Below are 15,415 nucleotides of genomic sequence, written 5' to 3' on the forward strand. Positions count from 1 at the left end.
TGTCAGTTCACCGGCTTCGCGTAGTGGAGGTCCACTGTGCCGGAGTACCCGGGAAGAGTCACCCGCCGGTGCTCGTCGACTTTCCAGCCGAGCCCGTACGCCTTCACGTACAGCTGGTAGTTCTGGATCGCCGGGGAGTCCGCGAGGGCCTTGTTCAGCTTCCCCCGGTCGCCGACGGCCGTGATCTTGTACGGGGGCGAGTAGACCCGGCCCTGGAGGATCAGCGTGTTGCCGACGCAGCGCACGGCGCTGGTGGAGATGAGCCGCTGGTCCATGACGCGGATGCCCTTGGCGCCGCCCTGCCACAGCGCGTTGACGACGGCCTGGAGGTCCTGCTGGTGGATGACCAGGTCGTTGGCCTGCGGCTCGGGGTAGCCGGGGGCGGCCTGGGCGTTCGGCGGGGCGTCGTCGAGGGTCACGGTGAGACCGGAGCCGGCGACCTCGGTGGTCCCCGCCATGGCCTCCAGCGCGGCGAGCTTCGCGTCCTCCGCGCGGGTGGATCCGTCGTCGCGTGCCGCGAGGGAGTCGACCCGGGTGCGGAGGGCGGCGGTGGACTCGTCGAGCTCGGCGTTCTTGTGGCTGCGTTCCTCGATCAGGTCGGAGAGCCTGAGCAGCGAGGCGTCCGTGCGGAGATTGGTGCCCTTGGCGGTGTTGAAGCTGGTGAAGAAGATCAGTCCGGCGAGGGCGAAAACGGCAAGGGTGAGCACCCGGACGGGGCGCCACCTCGCGGTGCGGCCCGGCCCTTCGGGAGTGCCGGCGGAATTGCTCAACGTACCCTGATCCCCTTCGGTGCCGCGGAACCACTACGCTAACGGACGCCCGGGGGACGCAGTCGTCCTCCTTCGTCACATCCCGGCGCCAGCCACAGTTCCCTGCGCGGTCACGCAGCGCATCGACAGGAGAGTCCCTCGTGCCGAAGTCACGGATCCGCAAGAAGGCCGACTTCACGCCCCCGCCCGCCAAGCAGGCCACCAATATCAAGCTGACGAACCGCAGCTGGGTGGCTCCCGTGATGTTGGCGCTGTTCGCCATCGGGCTGGTGTGGATCGTGGTCTTCTACGTCACCGACGGCTCCTTGCCGGTCGAGTCGATCCGGAACTGGAACATCGTGGTGGGCTTCGGCTTCATCGCGGCCGGCTTCGGCGTCTCCACGCAGTGGAAGTAGGGGAGACAGCGGGCGGTGTAGCGGCCTCACCGGTTGCTCGTCAAGCTCTCCCCTGAACTTATCCACAGCGTTGTGCACAGCACTGGATAACTTACGAAGATCTGTGGATAACTCACACGAGGTTGACGCCGGTATGACCGGAATCACCCTTGTCGCCACACAGCGCACCCCTCGCCTCCCTGGAGAAACACCAGGTCAGAGGCGAGGGGTGCAGCCTTTCCCCACATCAGGGCCAGAATCCGCCCCACGCTGTGGATAACTCTGGGGAAAGCTCACAGAAGAGCTCTTCCACAGCCCCCTGCGCTCAGGTGAGCGAGGCCGAGCGGGCGAACACGATGCCCAGGTCGATCAGCAGCACCGCACCGCAGGCCGCGTACTGCACGAGGTCCCGGCGGGCCCGGGGCGCGTGCACCAGCCCGTACGTCACCAGGATTCCCCCGACCAGACCGCCGACGTGCGCCTCCCACGAGATCCCCGGACGGGTGAAGGTCATCAGCAGCGACAGCGCCACGAAGAGGACCACCGGGCGCATGTCGTGACGGCGCCGGCGGGCCAGGACGACCCAGGCGCCGATGAGGCCGTAGACGATGCCGGAGGCCCCCAGCGAGGGCTGGTTGGGCGCGGCGACGAGATAGGCGAGCGCGGAGCCCGAGAGCCCGGAGAGCAGGCACAGCGCCGCGTACCGGACCCGGCCCAGCTCGGGTTCGACGATCCCGCCGATCACCCACAGGCCGATCACGTTGAAGAGGATGTGCCAGACCTCCTGGTGGAGGACGGTCGAGGTCAGCAGCCGGTACCACTCGCCGTCCGCGACCCCGACCACCTCGCCCAGGAACGGGTTGTACGCGTAGCCGATGAGCACCAGCTCGTCGACGAACCGGTCCCCGAACACCAGGACCGCGAGGTACACGGCGAGGTTGATCCCGATCAGGATCTTGGTGACGAGACGGTCGTCCGCCGCCACCCGGCCGCCCGCGAGCGTCCGGGGCTGGTTGGCGTCGGCGGCGTGGCCGGTCCCCGAACCGCTGCGTACGCAGTCGGGGCACTGGAAGCCGACGGAGGCGGAGACCATGCACTGCGGGCAGATCGGCTTCTCGCAGCGCGTGCAGCGGATGCCGGTCTCGGTCTCCGGGTGCCGGTAGCAGTGCGGGAGACCGGCGTGCGGGGTCCCGGAAGGTCGCGGGTCCATGGGAGGTGCCGTCCCTTCCGCCTCAGCGCTTCTCGATCACCACGGACTCGATGACCACGTCCTGGAGCGGACGCTCGGTGTGCGGGTCGGTCCCGACGGCCGCGATCGCGTCCACCACCTTGCGGCTCTCGCCCTTCACGACCTCGCCGAAGATGGTGTGCTTGCGGTTCAGCCAGGTCGCGGGCGCGACGGTGACGAAGAACTGCGAGCCGTTGGTGCCCGGGCCGGCGTTGGCCATGGCCAGCAGGTACGGGCGGTCGAAGAAGAGCTCCGGGTGGAACTCGTCGGCGAACTCGTAGCCCGGACCGCCCGTGCCGTTCCCCAGCGGGTCGCCGGCCTGGATCATGAAGCCCTTGATCACCCGGTGGAAGCCCGTCCCGTCGTACAGCGGGTCCGAGGAGACCTTGCCGGTGGCGGGGTGCGTCCACTCGCGCTCGCCGGAGGCGAGTTCGACGAAGTTCCGGACCGTCTTCGGGGCGTGGAACGGCATCAGCCGGACCTCGATGTCGCCCAGGCTCGTCTTGAGGATCGCGTACAGCTGCTCGGCCACGGTCGCCTTCCGTCCACGTCGTGTCGCGTGATGTCACGTCTGTCTGGCGAGTCCGATCCTCGCATGCCCCGGTCGCCGGGCCACCATGCCCCGGATGCCCGCCCCGCATGCCGGACCTCGTCCCGGGGGGCATGATTCCGAAAAGGATGGAAAGGTGAAAAACCGACATCGCCACCCGAGGAGGAGGAATCCCGTGACCCGCATGGACAGCGTGCGCGCCGCCAAAGATTCGGCGAAGGAGAGCGTCCTGCACGCCGCGGAAGTGGTGGCGCCGTACGCCGACACGGCCAAGGACCAGGCCACGCACTACGCGCACGAGGCACGTGTGATCATCGTGCCGAAGGTCTCGAAGGCGGCTCGACAGGCCCGTACACAGGCCCGTGCGCAGTACGACTCGTATGTCGCACCGCACGTACCGCCGCGGGTCGACGCGGCCGCACAGCGTGCGGCGGTCAAGACCCGCCAGGCCGCCCGTCAGGCGGCCGACTACACCGTTCCGCGTGTCGAGCACGCGGTCGCCGCGACCGGTCCCGTCCTCGAGGAGGCCGGGTCGCGTTCCACCGCCGCCTGGGCCGCGCTGCGCGGTCAGGTGACGCCGAAGGAAATCCGGAAGATCGTGAAGAAGCACGAACGTCGGGCCAGGGCCGGACGCCTCGCCAAGGTACTCGTCGTCCTCGGCGTTGTGGTCGGCGGCGCGTTCGTCGCCTGGAAGTGGTGGGACAGGCAGGCCAATCCCGACTGGCTGGTCGAGCCGCCCGCTCCCACCGACGTGGACGAGGAGACCGTGCTGACGTCCGTCGACGGCAACGGGAAGTCCCTCGACCCTGAGGTGGAGGCCAAGCAGACCGAAGCCGAGGCCGCGGCCGAAGCCGAAGCCGAAGCCGCCGAGCGCGACAAGCGTCGCTGACCGGCCGGGGTCCTGCTGGGTGGAGCTGATCCTGCTGGGTACCGCGGAGGGAGCTGGTTCTGCCGGGTGGAGCTCATCGTGGTCGTGCGGTGTGCGGGTGCGGGGAGTACGCGTGTCGTCTCCCCGCGCCCTAGACCGCCGCTGCGGCGAGCGCGAGCTCGGTCAGCGCGGCCGGGTCGCTCTCGGCCGCGGCGGTCGAGGACGAAGGCCGGCGGGCGGCGGGAGAGGAACCGTGGGCCTCGGCCGCGATGCGCTGCTTGATGGTGGGCGGCAGCGAACGGTCGCCGGCGAGCGGCCAGCGGTGGGCCCGCTGTGCCGGTACGGAGACCTGGGCGCGCTCACCCGTGGCGGCGGACGCGGGAGCGGCGGCGACGGGGCCGGCCGGCTCCTCGGGCTGCTGCACGGAGGGCTGCTGGGCCGCGGCGGCGGTGTTCGCCAGGCCGACGGAGGCGAGCAGGGCGAAGAGGACGGAGATGAAGGCGGTCCAGAACTGCTTGACCTTGGCGGTGGCCATGACCCCTCACTTTCGTGATGTTCTCGGATGGTTCATTTCGGATTGCGCGCTTTTCGTACCTTCCTCATGATGTGGATGCGCACCCGGTATCCGGGGACCGACGCCACCGCCGCGCAGTCCTTCCGATGAACACCACCCGTACGGATCAAAAGAACAGGCCACGCCCCCCGGCGGGGACGTGGCCTGTCGAGTTCCCGGGGCTGCCGGAACGGCTCAGAGCCGGGCGAGATGCCGCTTGAGATAGCGGCTGAGCGGCTTCTCGACGAGCTTGTTGACCAGGTAGGACAGCACCAGCATGCCGCCGACGACCAGGCCGAGCAGCGCCCACGGCGACATGACCTCACGCGGCGCGAGGTAGGTGAAGATCTCCCAGCCGATGTACTGGTGCAGCAGGTACAGCGGGTAGGTCAGGGCGCCCGCGACGGGCAGCCACTTCCACTGGATGCCCGAGAGCTTCCCGGTGGCGATCAGGGTCATGACCCCGAAGAACGAGGCCACCATCGCGACCACGGGCCACGCCGGGCCGGGGCCGAGCCAGGTGAGGCTCTGCCACTCGTCGACGGTGTGGGCGAGCGACGCGCAGAAGGAGAAGCCGACGACGCCGAAGAGCATCATGTTCGGCCGGAACCGGTACATCAGGTAGAACGCCATGCCGGCGATGAAGAACCAGCTGTACTCGGGGATCAGCAGCATCCGCAGCGGGCCGGGCTCGGTCCGGTAGACCAGAATCGTGGCCGCGCCCCAGACGCAGCAGAACAGCAGCACGCGCTTGTAGGTGAGACCGAACCAGGCGACCAGGGCGAAGAGCAGGTAGAACCGGAGCTCGGTGAAGAGCGTCCAGTAGACGGTGTCGACGCTCGGCACCTTGAGCGGCTGCTGGAGCATCGTCAGGTTGGTGAGGATGTCGTTCCACGGGAGGTGCTTGCGCCCCCCGGGGATCACGGCGACGGTGACGCTCGTGGCGATGATCCCGAACCAGTACGCGGGATAGAGCCGGATCACGCGGGAGACGAAGAACGCCTTCACCGGGCGGTCCCAGGCGCTCATGCAGACGACGAAGCCGCTGATGATGAAGAAGAGCTCGACGCCGAGATAGAAGTACTGCGATATCCGGAACGTGTCCGGGAAGATCTCCTTGACCGGAGTCGGCCAGCCCCCACCGCGAGCCGTGAAGTGGTAGATGACCACCATCAGCGCCGCACCCAGCCGCAGCCCGTCCAGCGCGTGGAGCCGCCCGGGGCGCTTGGCGCCGAGGTCCGGGGCGAGTCGGGTCTCGGTCCGTATTCGGTCCGACGGCAGCACGGGCTGCATCTGATTCAACACTCGAAGATCCCCACCTAGGTATGCGACCGGAGTCCGCCCCTGGGTCGCAAGGGGTGTCGGCTCGGCGGAGAGAGCATAAGTGGCTCACAGGTTCCTTACAACTTTCGATTTGCGTGATGCGCCACTCATCGAGTAGGGGCCGCAACGCGAAACAGCCCTCCCGCTCCGCGTTTCCGCAGTGCAGGAGAGCCGTTCGAGGAGTGGAGCCTAGGGGAGTCGAACCCCTGACATCTGCCATGCAAAGACAGCGCTCTACCAACTGAGCTAAGGCCCCGGAACGAGGACAGCGTACCCGCTCACCCCCCATGTCCGGCAAAAGGATTGGGTCTCCCGGTGGGCGACCACTCTCCGTAAGATGCTGATCGAGGTTCGCAGTGGCGAACCGCAGGGATGGGGAGAAGTGATGGACACAGCGCAGCAGGAAGCCACGGCAAGAGCCAGAGAGCTTCAGCGCAGTTGGTACGGGGAGCCGCTGGGGGCGCTCTTCCGCCGACTGATCGACGACCTGGGCCTCAACCAGGCCAGGCTCGCGGCCGTGCTCGGGCTCTCCGCGCCCATGCTGTCCCAGCTGATGAGCGGCCAGCGGGCCAAGATCGGCAATCCCGCGGTCGTCCAGCGTGTCCAGGCCCTCCAGGAGCTCGCCGTCCAGGTCGCCGACGGCAGCGTCAGCGCCGCCGAGGCCACCGACCGGATGGACGAGGTCAAGAAGTCGCAGGGCGGCTCCGTCCTCACCAGCGCGGCTCAGCCCACCGCCGGCTCGGGCGCTCCGACCGTGCGCCGGGTGGTCCGTGAGATCCAGTCGCTGCTGCGCTCCGTAGCCGCCGCGGGCGACATCATCGACGCGGCCGACTCCCTCGCCCCCGCCCACCCGGAACTGGCAGAGTTCCTCCGGGTGTACGGCGCCGGGCGGACCGGGGACGCGGTCGCCCACTACGAGTCGCACCAGAACTGACGCGGTCCCGGCCGGCCGGGCCGGCACCGCCGAGAGACGACGCACGGGGAGCGGGCGCATCGCGATGGGTGAGGTCTTCGCTGGTCGGTACGAGCTGATCGACCCGATCGGACGGGGTGGCGCGGGCGCGGTGTGGCGGGCCTGGGACCACCGGCGCCGCCGCTATGTGGCGGCCAAGGTGCTCCTCCAGAGCGACGCGCACACGCTGCTGCGCTTCGTCCGCGAGCAGGCACTGCGGATCGACCATCCGCACGTCCTCGCCCCGGCCAGCTGGGCCGCCGACGACGACAAGGTCCTCTTCACCATGGACCTGGTGGCCGGCGGCTCCCTGGCGCACGTGATCGCCGACTGCGGTCCGCTGCCGCCCCGGTTCGTCTGCGCCCTGCTCGACCAGCTGCTGTCGGGCCTGGCCACGGTGCACGCCGAGGGGGTCGTGCACCGCGACATCAAGCCCGCCAACATCCTCATGGAGGTCACCGGCACCGGGCGTCCGCACCTGCGGCTGTCCGACTTCGGCATCTCCATGCGGAAGGGCGAGCCCCGGCTCACCGAGACCGACTACGTGGTGGGAACGCCCGGTTATTTCGCGCCCGAGCAACTCATGGGCGCCGAGCCGGACTTCACCGCCGACCTCTTCGCCGTCGGGCTGGTCGCGCTCTATCTGCTCCAGGGCCGCAGGCCGGACTCCCGGGCCCTGGTCGAGCATTTCCTCGCGCACGGCACCCCCGGTGCCCCCGAGGGCCTCCCGGAGCCGCTCTGGCAGGTGCTCGCCGGGCTGCTCCAGCCCGATCCGCAGGCCCGTTTCCGGACGGCCACCGGCGCGCGCAAGGCGCTGAGCGCCGCCGTCGAGATGCTTCCCGATCCCGTCCCCGGCGAGGCGCGGGTCGACATCCGCGACCAACTCGGCCCGCTGCCCCCCGGCTTCGGCCCCCAGGGCCCCGAAGGCCCCGCCGGCCCGGCAGCTCCCGCCGCGGGCCCCACCGCGCAATCCGCCACGCAGGCCGCCGCGTCCGACGCCGCACCCACCCCCGTAGCGGCTCCCGTGCCCACTTCCGTACCCACTCCGGTACCGGCTCCCGTATCGACGCCCGGGCCGGCCCCCGTCCCCGTGGCGCCCCCGCAGCCGCCCACCCAGCCGCAGGCACAGCCCCACCACCAGCCGGGCCACCAGCCCCAGGCCCACGCCCCTCTCCATCCCCAGCCTCGGCAGCCGCTGCCGAGCGCCTCCGAGACGGGCAGCTTCCACCTTCCCCCGCCGGTCCCGCATCCGGCCCCCTCCTTCGACCGGGCCCCCACGGCCTCGGCGCCGTACGGACAAGCCCCTACTCATCCATACACCGCTCGACCCGTTCAGGTTCCCGATCACCCCGCCGCGCCTGTCACCCCCGCACGCCGACCGGGACCGCCCCCGAAGGTGACGGTCCCGGTGCTCCTGCTCGCGCTGGTCTGCTTCGCGGTCGGCTTCTGGGCCCTCACCCGGATCTGAACCCGCCCGAGTCGGCCCCCGGGCCCGCCGGGGCCCGCCCCGGCGCCGCCGTTACGCCGCCCGCCGCCGCGCCAGCAGCGTCCACGCGCCGAGCCCGAGCAGCAGGACGGTCCCGCCGCCGATCCCGGCCGCCGCGACGACCCGCATGGCGCCGCTGCGGTCCGCGGCCCGTGCCCCGCTCGCCCCGCTCGCGGCCGCGTCCCGGTCGTCGGCGGTCACCGCGAACGGGCCGGGGTCGCCGTCGTACCCGGGACCGGTCTTCCGGGTGCCGACGAGGTTCACCCGGAGCGTCAGCGGCACCGGCTTGTCCCCGTACTCCTTGGCGATCTCCGGGCTGAGCGTGGCGGACAGGTAGTACCAGCCGGCGAAGCGCATGCCGCTCGTGCCCTCGTCGTACGAGGTGCGGTTCTCGTGGGCGACCGGCCGCTGCGGGCCCAGGGCGACCGTCGCGGGCTTCCCGTCGTAGCTCCCGGTGTTCTCGTCGACGTGCCCGAGCGCCGGGTTCTCCAGGGAGAGCGCCAGGGCGTGGCCGACGTACTCGTCTGCGGCGGCGCTGCTGCCGAGCTCGGCGGTGGCGTAGAGCTGCTGCCCCCAGTCGACGGGCACGCGGTAGAAGAGCGTCTGGCCGGGCCGGATGTCGGACCGCCACTCGCCCTGTGTCAGCGAGGTGGCGTCGTGGACGCCGGAGCCGCCCTGGCGCGGCTGGGGGCCGCCCGTCGGCGGCGCGGGCGTGCCGGACGGCCAGGTCTCGGGGAGCGCGGTCGGCCCGGCCTTCTTGAGGGGCGGTTCGGTCAGGTGCCGGATCTCCAGCTCCCAGTCGTCCGAGGAGGAGGTCGGCTTGGACTCCCGCTCGACGAGCACGAAGAAGGCACCCGCCTTCTGGCAGGTCGAGCTGTCCGCGTCGACGATCCGGCGGGCGTACGCGGCGAGGGGGCGCGGGTAGGCGGCCGACGAGAAGGTCACCTGCTGGTAGCCGCACTCGGTGCCGTTGCCGTCCTGCATGCTCACCTTGAGGCCGTCGCCGTACTCGACCTTGCCGCCGGGCTTCGGGACGGCGACGACGGAGACGTACGCGTTCCGCCGGTCGTCGAGGTCGACCCGGTAGTAGACCTTGCCGTCCTTCTTGAGGGTGCCGCGATAGGTCTGCCCGGTCGTCAGGCGGGCCGCGTCCGAGCTCGACACGGCTCCCTGGACCCGCTGGGCGGTGCTGTCGAAGGTGTAGGGCGGGAGCGCGGCCCCGTCGGCCGCCCGCGCCTGGCCGGGCAGTGCGGCCACGGCGCCCACCGCGGCCGCCGCCGTGATCAGGGCCCCCGCCCTCCGGCCGATGCCGGCCTGCGTCTTCACGCGAGCTCCTCCTCTTCACGTAAGCAAGTGATCAGTTTGCTCAGGCAAAGCAAAGCCCCGGCCCGCTCACGCGCGGCCGGGGCTTCACCCACAGACGGTCTTCGTCTCACACACCCGAACCTGCGGGCACGGAGTCGGTCGCCTCCGTCCACAGATCCTGCTCGGCGCGATCCGCCTGGATCTGGCGGTACACGAGGAGCCCGCCGATGGCGGCCAGTGCGACCAGGAGAAGCTTCTTCACCGCGCGACCTCGTCTTTCGTTGACGTAGGAGACTTCTGACGCCCACTCTACACATCGACCGATACCGATCGGTGACCTGTGCGAACTTCAAACCTCCGGCAAGCCCCCTATGCGCCCGGACAAACAAATCGACCCGGACGGAGGAACCGTCCGGGTCGATCGTTCTGTGGGGCTAACAGGATTTGAACCTGTGGCCTCATCCTTATCAGGGATGCGCTCTAACCAACTGAGCTATAGCCCCGCCGCGCTTTGCGGTGTGTGTCCCGCGCGCTGACTCCTGAAGATTAGCGCACGTGGGGGCCAGTCCCAAAATCCGTATCCCGGGACGGCCCCCCGCCGCCTACTCGTCCTCGGCCAGCGTCAGCTCGACGCCGCCCACGAACCCGGCCGACAGGTTGTAGATGAACGCGCCCAGCGTCGCCAGGGCGGTCATCAGGACCACGTCGATCACCGCGATCACCGAGGTGAACATCAGCACCCGCGGCAGCGACAGGAACGACTGCAGGTCGAAGCCGTTGGACTCGTTGGAGCCCGTGGCCTCGCTGATCGTGCCGCCGACCGTCGAGAAGACGCCCATGGCGTCCATGACCATCCACAGCACCGACGCGGCCACGACCGTGCAGACGCCCAGTGCGATGGAGAGCAGGAAGCTCACCTTCATCACCGACCACGGATCGGCCTTCGCCACCCGCAGCCGCGCCTTGCGCGTCCGGGGCGTGGTGCGTGCCCCCGTCCGCGGCCGGCGCACGGCACCGGTCTGACCGCCCGCCGTGCCGCCCGGCGCCGGAGCGCCGTACGCCTGCGGCGGGTGATAGGGGCCGGCCGGCTGCTGCGCTCCCGCGCGTTCGCCGGGCAGCGGCCCGTTGTACGTCTCGTACGACGAGGGCTGCTGCCCCCGAGTGTCCGTCACCGCAACCCCCTGGGAGTCCGTGGCGGGGCCACGGGCGCCGTTCGCTCCAGCACCAGCAGAAGCTCCGGCAGCCGCCGATCCGGCGCCCGTGGCTCCACTCACGCTCTTACTCCTCGTGCTCCCCGGCCGAGGGCTCGGTGCCCTCGACTGCCTCGGTCTCGGCCACTTCGGCCTCGACCGCCGCGGCCTCGGTCGCCTCTGCGGCGCCCTCGGCATCGTCGGCGGTGTCGACGAATTCGTCGTCACCGCCGGCCTCGGCGTTCCGTGCGATGCCGACGACGGCATCGCGCTTGCCCAGGTTGATCAGCTGGACGCCCATGGTGTCACGGCCGGTCTCCCTGACTTCGTTGACTCGCGTACGAATCACACCGCCGGACAGCGTGATGGCGAGGATCTCATCCGTCTCCTCGACCACCAGCGCGCCCACGAGCGAGCCGCGGTCCTCCACGATCTTGGCGGCCTTGATACCGAGGCCGCCACGGCCCTGGACGCGGTACTCGTCGACGGGGGTGCGCTTCGCGTACCCGCCGTCGGTCGCGGTGAAGACGAAAGTACCGGGCCGGACGACATTCATCGAGAGCAGCTCGTCGTCCTCGCGGAAACTCATCCCCTTGACACCCGAGGTGGCGCGTCCCATCGGACGCAGCGCGTCGTCCGTGGCGGTGAAGCGGATGGACTGCGCCTTCCTGCTGACCAGCAGCAGATCGTCCTCGGCCGAGACCAGCTCGGCGCCGATCAGCTCGTCGTCGCTGCCGTCCTCCCGCTCGCGCAGGTTGATGGCGATGACGCCGCCGGAGCGGGGCGAGTCGTAGTCCTTCAGCGCGGTCTTCTTCACCAGACCGGCCTTGGTGGCGAGCACCAGGTACGGCGCGGCGTCGTAGTCGCGGATCGCCAGGATCTGGGCGATCTGCTCGTCCGGCTGGAAGGCGAGCAGGTTGGCCACGTGCTGGCCGCGCGCGTCCCGGCCGGCGTCCGGCAGCTCGTACGCCTTGGCCCGGTAGACCCGGCCCTTGTTGGTGAAGAAGAGCAGCCAGTGGTGGGTGGTGGAGACGAAGAAGTGGTCGACGATGTCGTCCTGCTTCAGCTTCGTGCCCCGCACGCCCTTGCCGCCGCGCTTCTGCGAGCGGTAGTCCTCGGTCTTCGTCCGCTTCACGTACCCGCCGCGCGAGATCGTGACGACGATGTCCTCCTCGGCGATCAGGTCCTCGATGGACATGTCACCGTCGAAGGGCACCAGCTTGGACCGGCGGTCGTCGCCGAACCGCTCGACGAGAGCGGCGAGTTCCTCGCTGACGATCGACCGCTGGCGCTCCGGGGAGGCCAGGATGGCGTTGTACTCGTTGATCTTCGCCTGGAGCTCGTCGTGCTCGGCGACGATCTTCTGGCGCTCCAGGGCGGCGAGCCGGCGGAGCTGCATCTCCAGGATCGCGTTGGCCTGGATCTCGTCGATCTGGAGCAGGTCCATCAGGCCGCCGCGGGCGACCTCGACCGTGTCGCTGCGCCGGATGAGGGCGATGACCTCGTCGATGGCGTCGAGCGCCTTGAGGAGGCCGCGCAGGATGTGGGCGCGCTCCTCGGCCTTGCGCAGCCGGAACTTCGTCCGGCGGACGATGACCTCGATCTGGTGCGTCACCCAGTGGCGGATGAACGCGTCGAGCGAGAGGGTGCGCGGCACGCCGTCGACGAGCGCCAGCATGTTCGCGCCGAAGTTCGTCTGCAGGTCGGTGTGCTTGTACAGGTTGTTCAGGACGACCTTGGCGACGGCGTCGCGCTTGAGCACGATGACGAGGCGCTGGCCGGTACGGGACGAGGTCTCGTCGCGGACGTCGGCGATGCCGCCGACCTTGCCGTCCTTCACCAGGTCGGCGATCTTCTGCGCGAGGTTGTCGGGGTTGGTCTGGTACGGAAGTTCCGTGACCACCAGGCACTGGCGGTTGTGGATCTCCTCGACCTCGACGACCGCGCGCATCGTGATCGAGCCACGGCCGGTGCGGTACGCCTCCTCGATGCCCTTGCGGCCGACGACGAGCGCGCCGGTCGGGAAGTCCGGGCCCTTGATCCGCTCGATCAGCGCGTCGAGGAGCTCCTCGTGGCTGGCGTCGGGGTGCTCCAGCGCCCACTGCGCACCGGCCGCGACCTCGCGGAGGTTGTGCGGCGGGATGTTGGTCGCCATGCCGACCGCGATACCGGCGCTGCCGTTGATCAGCAGGTTCGGGAAGCGGGCCGGCAGGACCGTCGGCTCCTGGTTGCGGCCGTCGTAGTTGTCCTGGAAGTCGACGGTCTCCTCGTCGATGTCCCGGAGCATCTCCATCGACAGCGTCATGAGCTTGCACTCGGTGTAACGCATGGCGGCGGCCGGGTCGTTGCCCGGGGAGCCGAAGTTGCCGTTGGAGTCGACGAGCGGCATGCGCATCGACCAGGGCTGGGCGAGGCGGACGAGCGCGTCGTAGATCGAGGAGTCGCCGTGCGGGTGGTACGTGCCCATGACGTCGCCGACGACGCGGGCGCACTTGTAGAAGCCCTTCTCGGGCCGGTAGCCGCCGTCGTACATCGCGTACAGCACGCGACGGTGGACGGGCTTGAGGCCGTCCCGTACGTCGGGCAGCGCGCGGGACACGATGACGGACATCGCGTAGTCGAGGTACGAACGCTGCATCTCGGTCTCGAGCCCGACGGGCTCGATCCGCAGCACGGGCTCTTCTTCGGTGGTCCCGGTCGGGGTGGTTTCGTCGGCCATTGCTGGTCGTCAGTCCTTTCGTACGGTCAGCTGAGACCGACTCAGATGTCGAGGAAGCGAACGTCCTTGGCGTTGCGCTGGATGAACGAGCGCCGCGCCTCGACGTCCTCGCCCATCAGCACCGAGAACAGGTCGTCGGCCTGCGCGGCGTCGTCCAGGGTGACCTGGCCGAGTACGCGGTGCTCGACGTCCATGGTGGTGACGCGCAGCTCCTCGGCGTTCATCTCGCCGAGACCCTTGAAGCGCTGGATCGAGTCTTCCCTGATCCGCTTGCCGCTCTGCTTGCCCAGCTCGACGAGCGCGTCCCGCTCGCGGTCCGAGTACGCGTACTCGAAGTCGTCCCGGCCCCACTTGATCTTGTAGAGCGGCGGGCGCGAGAGGTAGACGTGACCGGCCTCGACCAGCGGCCGCATGAAGCGGAAGAGGAAGGTCAGCAGCAGGGTGTTGATGTGCTGGCCGTCGACGTCGGCGTCCGCCATCAGGATGATCTTGTGATAGCGGAGCTTCTCGATGTCGAAGTCCTCGTGCACACCGGTGCCGAAGGCCGAGATGAGCGCCTGGACCTCGGTGTTCTGCAGGATCTTGTCGATCCGGGCCTTCTCGACGTTCAGGATCTTGCCGCGGATCGGCAGGATGGCCTGGTACATCGGGTTGCGGCCGGACTTGGCCGAGCCGCCGGCGGAGTCACCCTCGACGATGAAGATCTCGCACTTGGCCGGGTCGTTCGACTGGCAGTCGGACAGCTTGCCCGGCAGCGACGCCGACTCCAGCAGGCCCTTGCGACGGGTCAGGTCACGCGCCTTGCGCGCGGCCACGCGCGCGGTGGCCGCCTGGATCGACTTGCGGATGATGTCCGCGGCCTCGATCGGGTTGCGGTCGAGCCAGTCGTTGAGGTGCTCGTAGACCGCCCGCTGGACGAAGGTCTTGACCTCCGTGTTGCCCAGCTTGGTCTTGGTCTGGCCCTCGAACTGCGGCTCGCTCAGCTTGACCGAGATGATCGCGGTCAGACCCTCGCGGATGTCGTCGCCCGTGAGGTTGTCGTCCTTCTCGCGGAGCAGCTTCTTGTCGCGCGCGTACTTGTTGATCAGCGAGGTCAGCGCCGCACGGAAGCCCTCCTCGTGCGTGCCGCCCTCGTGGGTGTGGATGATGTTGGCGAAGGAGTACACGCCCTCGCTGTAGCCGCTGTTCCACTGCATCGCGACCTCGAGGGACAGGCTCTTGTCCTTGTCCTCGGCGTTGAGGTCGATCACGGTGGCGTGGACCAGCTCGCCCTTGCGCGAGTTGAGGTACTTCACGAAGTCGACGATGCCGCCCTCGTAGTGGTACCTGACCGTGCGCGCGGTCGGCTCGGCGGACGCCTCGGCGTCCGGGTCGTCGGCGCCGACGGTCGCCTTCGCGGACTCGCGCTCGTCGGTGAGCGTGATCGTGAGGCCCTTGTTGAGGAAGGCCATCTCCTGGAAGCGCCGCGAGAGCGTCTCGAAGGAGTACTCGGTCGTCTCGAAGATGTCTGGGTCGGCCCAGAAGGTCACCGACGTGCCGGTCTCGTCGGTCGCCTCGTGCTGGGCGAGCGGCGCCGTCGGGGCGCCCATCTTGTAGTCCTGGGTCCAGCGGTGGCCGTCCGTCCTGATCTCGACGGAGATCTTGGTGGACAGGGCGTTCACGACCGACACACCGACACCGTGCAGACCGCCGGAGACGGCGTAGCCGCCGCCGCCGAACTTGCCGCCCGCGTGCAGCACGGTCAGCACGACCTCGACGGCCGGCTTGCCCTCGGAGGCCACGATGCCCACCGGGATGCCACGGCCGTTGTCGACGACGCGTACGGCGCCGTCGGGCAGGATCGTCACGTCGATGGTGTCCGCGTGGCCGGCCAGGGCCTCGTCGACAGAGTTGTCGACGACCTCCTGCACCATGTGGTGCAGACCGCGCTCACCGGTCGAGCCGATGTACATGCCAGGGCGCTTGCGCACGGCATCCAGGCCCTCGAGGACCTGGATGTTGCTGGCGGTGTACTGGTTGTTCTCGTTGGGGTCGCCGGAATCGGCCACGAAGCGCCCTTTCTGGCACAGCACAGGCCGTTCTCCGGGCATACGGGAG

The 15,415-nt window shown here is 69.5% G+C and carries 14 protein-coding genes and 2 tRNA genes; 4 read left to right on the forward strand and 12 right to left on the reverse strand.

The window, feature by feature from the left end:
• Positions 1–2 precede the first annotated feature (2 nt).
• Positions 3–770: a DUF881 domain-containing protein gene (locus ACFVZH_RS23350; protein WP_384899859.1), complete on the reverse strand. Its 768-nt coding sequence runs from the start codon at positions 768–770 to the stop codon at positions 3–5.
• Positions 771–910: 140 nt separating this feature from the next.
• On the opposite strand from ACFVZH_RS23350, the gene crgA reads away from it, so the two are divergent.
• Positions 911–1,165 carry a cell division protein CrgA gene (crgA, locus tag ACFVZH_RS23355; RefSeq protein WP_367822183.1) on the forward strand — a complete coding sequence of 85 codons (255 nt, stop codon included), beginning with the start codon at positions 911–913 and terminating at the stop codon, positions 1,163–1,165.
• Positions 1,166–1,469: 304 nt separating this feature from the next.
• Here crgA and ACFVZH_RS23360 read toward each other — a convergent pair whose 3' ends face one another.
• Together ACFVZH_RS23360 and ACFVZH_RS23365 are read right to left on the reverse strand one after the other, a co-directional pair.
• Positions 1,470–2,354, reverse strand: coding sequence for a rhomboid family intramembrane serine protease (locus tag ACFVZH_RS23360; RefSeq protein WP_384899862.1), 885 nt, complete (start codon positions 2,352–2,354; stop codon positions 1,470–1,472).
• Between the two features lie 22 nt (positions 2,355–2,376).
• Positions 2,377–2,904 (reverse strand): peptidylprolyl isomerase, encoded by a 528-nt coding sequence (locus ACFVZH_RS23365; protein ID WP_384899864.1) that lies wholly within the window; start codon positions 2,902–2,904, stop codon positions 2,377–2,379.
• 193 nt (positions 2,905–3,097) lie between these two features.
• Here ACFVZH_RS23365 and ACFVZH_RS23370 point away from each other — a divergent pair, with 193 nt between their 5' ends.
• Positions 3,098–3,811: a DUF5324 family protein gene (locus ACFVZH_RS23370; protein ID WP_384899866.1), complete on the forward strand. Its 714-nt coding sequence runs from the start codon at positions 3,098–3,100 to the stop codon at positions 3,809–3,811.
• A 130-nt stretch (positions 3,812–3,941) separates the two neighbouring features.
• On the opposite strand, the gene ACFVZH_RS23375 is transcribed toward ACFVZH_RS23370, so the two are convergent.
• From ACFVZH_RS23375 to ACFVZH_RS23385, 3 genes are all read right to left on the reverse strand, one after another.
• Positions 3,942–4,325 carry a DUF6344 domain-containing protein gene (locus ACFVZH_RS23375; protein ID WP_384899869.1) on the reverse strand — a complete coding sequence of 128 codons (384 nt, stop codon included), beginning with the start codon at positions 4,323–4,325 and terminating at the stop codon, positions 3,942–3,944.
• 213 nt (positions 4,326–4,538) lie between these two features.
• Positions 4,539–5,636: an acyltransferase family protein gene (locus ACFVZH_RS23380; RefSeq protein ID WP_384900068.1), complete on the reverse strand. Its 1,098-nt coding sequence runs from the start codon at positions 5,634–5,636 to the stop codon at positions 4,539–4,541.
• A 213-nt stretch (positions 5,637–5,849) separates the two neighbouring features.
• Positions 5,850–5,922: transfer RNA gene (locus tag ACFVZH_RS23385), tRNA-Ala, on the reverse strand.
• A gap of 129 nt (positions 5,923–6,051) precedes the next feature.
• On the opposite strand from ACFVZH_RS23385, the gene ACFVZH_RS23390 reads away from it, so the two are divergent.
• Both ACFVZH_RS23390 and ACFVZH_RS23395 read left to right on the forward strand, forming a co-directional pair.
• Positions 6,052–6,600, forward strand: coding sequence for a helix-turn-helix domain-containing protein (locus ACFVZH_RS23390; protein ID WP_384899871.1), 549 nt, complete (start codon positions 6,052–6,054; stop codon positions 6,598–6,600).
• Between the two features lie 64 nt (positions 6,601–6,664).
• On the forward strand, positions 6,665–8,086 hold the full coding sequence (locus ACFVZH_RS23395) for a protein kinase (RefSeq protein ID WP_384899873.1): 1,422 nt from the start codon (positions 6,665–6,667) through the stop codon (positions 8,084–8,086).
• A 51-nt stretch (positions 8,087–8,137) separates the two neighbouring features.
• Here ACFVZH_RS23395 and ACFVZH_RS23400 read toward each other — a convergent pair whose 3' ends face one another.
• The 6 genes from ACFVZH_RS23400 to gyrB form a co-directional block, all read right to left on the reverse strand.
• Complete coding sequence (locus ACFVZH_RS23400) at positions 8,138–9,430, reverse strand: hypothetical protein (RefSeq protein ID WP_384899875.1); 1,293 nt, start codon at positions 9,428–9,430, stop codon at positions 8,138–8,140.
• A gap of 106 nt (positions 9,431–9,536) precedes the next feature.
• Positions 9,537–9,671, reverse strand: a complete 135-nt coding sequence (locus tag ACFVZH_RS23405) for a DLW-39 family protein (RefSeq protein ID WP_003958712.1) — start codon at positions 9,669–9,671, stop codon at positions 9,537–9,539.
• Positions 9,672–9,838: 167 nt separating this feature from the next.
• Positions 9,839–9,912 (reverse strand) — tRNA-Ile (locus ACFVZH_RS23410).
• Positions 9,913–10,011: 99 nt separating this feature from the next.
• Positions 10,012–10,581 carry a DUF3566 domain-containing protein gene (locus ACFVZH_RS23415; RefSeq protein WP_384899876.1) on the reverse strand — a complete coding sequence of 190 codons (570 nt, stop codon included), beginning with the start codon at positions 10,579–10,581 and terminating at the stop codon, positions 10,012–10,014.
• Positions 10,582–10,687: 106 nt separating this feature from the next.
• Positions 10,688–13,318: a DNA gyrase subunit A gene (gene gyrA, locus ACFVZH_RS23420; protein WP_384899878.1), complete on the reverse strand. Its 2,631-nt coding sequence runs from the start codon at positions 13,316–13,318 to the stop codon at positions 10,688–10,690.
• Between the two features lie 41 nt (positions 13,319–13,359).
• Positions 13,360–15,390 (reverse strand): DNA topoisomerase (ATP-hydrolyzing) subunit B, encoded by a 2,031-nt coding sequence (gene gyrB / locus ACFVZH_RS23425; RefSeq protein WP_384899880.1) that lies wholly within the window; start codon positions 15,388–15,390, stop codon positions 13,360–13,362.
• Positions 15,391–15,415 lie beyond the last annotated feature (25 nt).

The organism is Streptomyces sp. NPDC059534, assembly GCF_042743475.1.
Taxonomy (GTDB): Bacteria; Actinomycetota; Actinomycetes; order Streptomycetales; family Streptomycetaceae; genus Streptomyces.